This is a genomic window from Ideonella sp. B508-1 (assembly GCF_000333615.1).
Lineage (GTDB): Bacteria > Pseudomonadota > Gammaproteobacteria > Burkholderiales > Burkholderiaceae_C > Ideonella.
Window position 1 is genome coordinate 1 of record NZ_BADL01000257.1, and the last position, 5,190, is coordinate 5,190.

At 67.9% G+C, this 5,190-nt stretch carries 2 protein-coding genes and 1 CRISPR repeat array; both genes read left to right on the forward strand.

Features of this window, described 5'->3' with window-relative positions; all coding sequences use genetic code 11:
* Positions 1–305: LysR substrate-binding domain-containing protein (locus I73_RS27330; RefSeq protein ID WP_040500233.1), on the forward strand; the 305-nt coding region annotated here is incomplete at its 5' end.
* Between the two features lie 229 nt (positions 306–534).
* The gene (locus I73_RS10595; RefSeq protein ID WP_022980579.1) at positions 535–840 is read left to right on the forward strand and encodes a high-potential iron-sulfur protein; all 306 of its coding nucleotides are present in this window, start codon (positions 535–537) and stop codon (positions 838–840) included.
* A gap of 188 nt (positions 841–1,028) precedes the next feature.
* A CRISPR array of direct repeats spans positions 1,029–4,721; the repeat unit is 29 nt; unit sequence CGGTTCATCCCCGCGCTCGCGGGGAACAC.
* The last annotated feature ends 469 nt before the right edge of the window (positions 4,722–5,190 follow it).

Consider the following 5,190-nt stretch of genomic DNA (forward strand, 5'->3'; position numbering starts at 1 on the left):
TGGACCCAGGGCCAACCCAGACATTGACGCTGCCGCACGCATTGACCGTGAATTCCGCCGACGCTTACCAGGCCGGCTGCCTGGCGGGCCTGGGCATCATCCAGGCGCCCGAATCGGGGCTGCGGCCGCTCATGGAATCGGGCCAGCTCATCGAGATCCTGCCCGAGTGGCGCGCCCCCTCGATGCCGGTCAACTTCCTCTATGCCAGCCGACGCCATCTGCCGCGTCGGATCCAGCTCTTCATGGACTGGGCGACGGAGATTCTGTTACCACTCGCCCACCGTATTGATAATGATTCTTATTAAATAAGAATTCCCCTCATCGAAAACCCCGACCAAATCCCTCAGAGGTCATCTAAATCAAATTCAGAGGCGTTCACCCGAGGTAGGATCAAATTCAAACGTCATGAGCTCATGACGAACAGGTCTGAAGCCACCCTGAGGGTGGCGAAAGCCGCATCGTGTTGGCGAGCCCTCTCGACAGGCGGGTTTGCCGATGTCCTGAACGCCTGTCTCCTTCCTTCACGGAGTTTTCATGTCCACCAATCGCCGCGTCTTCATGATGACCGTCGCCGCCGTCGGCACTGGCCTGTCTGCCGCCCGCGCCATGGCCCAAGCCAAGCTCGACGAGAAGGACCCGCAGGCCGTCAGCCTGGGCTATGTGGCTGACACCGCCAAGGCCGATGGCAAGAAGTACCCGCAGCACCAGGCCAGCCAGATGTGCCATGGCTGCGCTCTGTTCCAAGGCAAGGCGGGCGACGCCGCCGGCCCCTGCAGCCTGTTTGGCGGCAAGACCGTGTCCGGCAAGGGCTGGTGCAGCGCCTGGGCCAAGAAGGCCTGATCGCGACACAACAGGGTCGTGGCCCGCGGCGGCCGCGCCCCCTGCCTCAGGAAGGGAACGCCAACGGCGTTCCCTTTTTTCATGGGCGACGCAAACGCCTGCAGACGCTCTCGACGCGATACGCCAGTGGACATTCCAGCGATCGCTGGAGAACAAGACAGCACAAAGGCCTCTCTCGTTCGAGAGGACGGTTCATCCCCGCGCTCGCGGGGAACACGCAGCAGGCCGGCATCAGCCGCCACCTTCAGGACGGTTCATCCCCGCGCTCGCGGGGAACACAAGTCGTGGCAAATCGACTGGGACGAGACCTCCGGTTCATCCCCGCGCTCGCGGGGAACACTCCGTCGGGAACACCATCGGGAGCGTGACCACCGGTTCATCCCCGCGCTCGCGGGGAACACCAACTGGTGCGCATCACCTGCGACCTGGCGCGCGGTTCATCCCCGCGCTCGCGGGGAACACGAACTCGAGCGTGAACGACTGGACGCCTGCCTCGGTTCATCCCCGCGCTCGCGGGGAACACTTCTGGTACAGAATCGTCGGCATGCCGCCCACCGGTTCATCCCCGCGCTCGCGGGGAACACTCGGTGAAGTACCACCCTGCGGGGAAGCGGCTCGGTTCATCCCCGCGCTCGCGGGGAACACTGCAATGTGCAGTGCGTTCATCACAGCCCTTTCGGTTCATCCCCGCGCTCGCGGGGAACACCCGCCGTTGGAGTGGCCGGCGAGGATGCGCGCCGGTTCATCCCCGCGCTCGCGGGGAACACGCCAGCATGCGCGTGAGGTGCAGCGCCTGCGTCGGTTCATCCCCGCGCTCGCGGGGAACACACGAGCAGCAGGATGGTCTGCTGCTTCTGGGTCGGTTCATCCCCGCGCTCGCGGGGAACACGGGGGCTGGATCATTTGCTCGCGTTGGTCCCACGGTTCATCCCCGCGCTCGCGGGGAACACGCCACCAGTCGGCCCGCGTCTGCCTGCGTCTGCGGTTCATCCCCGCGCTCGCGGGGAACACAGACCGACCAGGCGATACAGCCGGTCATCGGCCGGTTCATCCCCGCGCTCGCGGGGAACAGCGTACTACACCGACCGGTCCTGACTCTATGGTCGGTTCATCCCCGCGCTCGCGGGGAACACTCGGTGAAGTACCACCCTGCGGGGAAGCGGCTCGGTTCATCCCCGCGCTCGCGGGGAACACCTGACATTCAGCGCTTGGGGCTCCATCGGGCGCGGTTCATCCCCGCGCTCGCGGGGAACACCTCGGCCACCAGGCGGCCCCAGGCCTGCGCCGCGGTTCATCCCCGCGCTCGCGGGGAACACCTCGGCCGGCTTGGCTGCCAGCTGGGACCGGGCGGTTCATCCCCGCGCTCGCGGGGAACACCCGGCCAGCTACCTGAAGGCCGACCTGGCCAACGGTTCATCCCCGCGCTCGCGGGGAACACTCAAGAGCATGGACAAGATCCTCAGGGAGAAGCGGTTCATCCCCGCGCTCGCGGGGAACACGGCGCGGTGCCAATGATGCCGATGACGGCGGACGGTTCATCCCCGCGCTCGCGGGGAACACTTCTTCGCACGCTGTCATGAACTCGGCAGGGTCGGTTCATCCCCGCGCTCGCGGGGAACACCTGACCATCGTGGCGCTCGGCGTCGAGCCGGCCGGTTCATCCCCGCGCTCGCGGGGAACACGGCATGCGAGCGCCAACAATTGCGACGTTTGCCGGTTCATCCCCGCGCTCGCGGGGAACACGCCTCCTCGGCGGCCCGGCGGCGGTTGCGCTCCGGTTCATCCCCGCGCTCGCGGGGAACACCATGGCCCGGATCACATGACTCGGGGCATGCACGGTTCATCCCCGCGCTCGCGGGGAACACGCGTTGGTGAGTTCGATGCTGCTGGGCATGTACGGTTCATCCCCGCGCTCGCGGGGAACACGCCGTCATGGCCGAGGCGCGCTGGCGCCGGGCCGGTTCATCCCCGCGCTCGCGGGGAACACGACGGCTTCCTGCCCGGCAAGTGGGAGGTCAGCGGTTCATCCCCGCGCTCGCGGGGAACACTGGTCGGGGGCCAGCAGGTTGGCCGGCACGGCCGGTTCATCCCCGCGCTCGCGGGGAACACTCTTTGGCGCGCCGGATGGCATCGAGCCTGGCCGGTTCATCCCCGCGCTCGCGGGGAACACGTCATGGTTGCGCGCAGGCGGTCGGCGGTGTCCGGTTCATCCCCGCGCTCGCGGGGAACACCCGCTATCAAGAACAAAGCCTCCGTTCTCGACCGGTTCATCCCCGCGCTCGCGGGGAACACTGCAGGCCGCTTTCATAGACCAGAGAGTGGCCCGGTTCATCCCCGCGCTCGCGGGGAACACCGCATTTCCGGAGACCCGCGCATCGCCGTAGACGGTTCATCCCCGCGCTCGCGGGGAACACGCTCGATCGGCTTATTTCGCCCTCCGAGACGGCGGTTCATCCCCGCGCTCGCGGGGAACACCTTGGCCAAGACCAACGGCAACGGCGCGGGCGGCGGTTCATCCCCGCGCTCGCGGGGAACACCCGTCTCGATGTTCGACTTGGACCAGGCGACCCGGTTCATCCCCGCGCTCGCGGGGAACACCTGTTCGGCGTGTCCCCCGGCAACGTGGTGCCCGGTTCATCCCCGCGCTCGCGGGGAACACTCCAGGAAATCTGGAAAGTCGCATCAGGATCGCGGTTCATCCCCGCGCTCGCGGGGAACACAGCCGGCCCGCCGCAGTGCCGCCCATGTTGTCCGGTTCATCCCCGCGCTCGCGGGGAACACCACAGAAAACCCAAACGGAAAAGCTTGATGCCCGGTTCATCCCCGCGCTCGCGGGGAACACGCTCTGGGCGCACGGGGCGAAGTCAAGGGCGGCGGTTCATCCCCGCGCTCGCGGGGAACACAACCAGGTCTGGCGCGAAGGGCCTGTCGAGCCCGGTTCATCCCCGCGCTCGCGGGGAACACTCGGCCGCCTGCTCGCGCGCTCGGCGGAACTGCGGTTCATCCCCGCGCTCGCGGGGAACACCGCTCCAGCTCGGCCAGGATCAGGGCGCCGGCCGGTTCATCCCCGCGCTCGCGGGGAACACAAGTTGAGCATGTCCACGCAGTGCTGGGTGATCGGTTCATCCCCGCGCTCGCGGGGAACACATCGATCACGTCATCGCGGGTCCAGAACCAGCCGGTTCATCCCCGCGCTCGCGGGGAACACGCCGTCGACCACGCACGGGGGCGCGTTGTCGTCGGTTCATCCCCGCGCTCGCGGGGAACACCATCAAATGCGAAGGGAGGATGAGGTGAGGTTCGGTTCATCCCCGCGCTCGCGGGGAACACGTGGCGATGTTGTGGGCCGAGATGCGGTCGGGCGGTTCATCCCCGCGCTCGCGGGGAACACGGCTGACGCACTGAAGCGCCTGGAGATCGGCGCCGGTTCATCCCCGCGCTCGCGGGGAACACGTTGAAGGGTTTCAAAGTTCGTCATCATCTCTCCGGTTCATCCCCGCGCTCGCGGGGAACACATCCGGCCCGCAGGCGCCTGCGTAGCTGCGTGCGGTTCATCCCCGCGCTCGCGGGGAACACCCGCACGGTCTCTGTCCTGCAGGCTGACCCACCGGTTCATCCCCGCGCTCGCGGGGAACACCCGGTGAGCGTGGCCGTTTGGTACGCCAGGAACGGTTCATCCCCGCGCTCGCGGGGAACACCGCTGACAGCAACCCATCAATCGGATGATTGTCGGTTCATCCCCGCGCTCGCGGGGAACACTAGGCTGTGCGGCTCACGGCTGCCCCGTGGGTCGGTTCATCCCCGCGCTCGCGGGGAACACGGGAGCTTTTCGCGGACCTCAAAATCGATCGGCGGTTCATCCCCGCGCTCGCGGGGAACACGCTGTCTCAATCAGTAGCACTGCGTGGCCTCGGCCCGCAGGCCTTGCGCGCCGGCCGCTTGCACCAGGTTTTCGGTGGCGCAGCCCAGCGAGACAAAGAGGTGGTGGTCGTCCGGGTCCACGGCCGGGCAGCGGCGGCTGAAATCCGGCAAGACGGTGATGGCGTCCGGCCCGATGGCAAAGCGCCAGCACTGGGTGTTGTGGCTGCTGGGCGCCAGGGTGGCGCAACGGACCAGCTCCAGGCCCAGGGCCCGCCCCTCCAGCCCGCGCAGGGGGCCGCTGCGCCAGATCTGCTGCACGGCCGCGTCGTAGTCGTGCTCGCCCGGGTTCCAGGCCGCGGCCGTGGTGGGCCCTGCGGCCAGCCAGGCCAGGGGAGCGGCGTGNGTCAGTTGACGGCGGTTCATGGGCACTTCCTGGGCAGGGGGCTGTCAGCTTGCTCCGATGGCCAGGGGCCGTCCTTGATCCCCCGC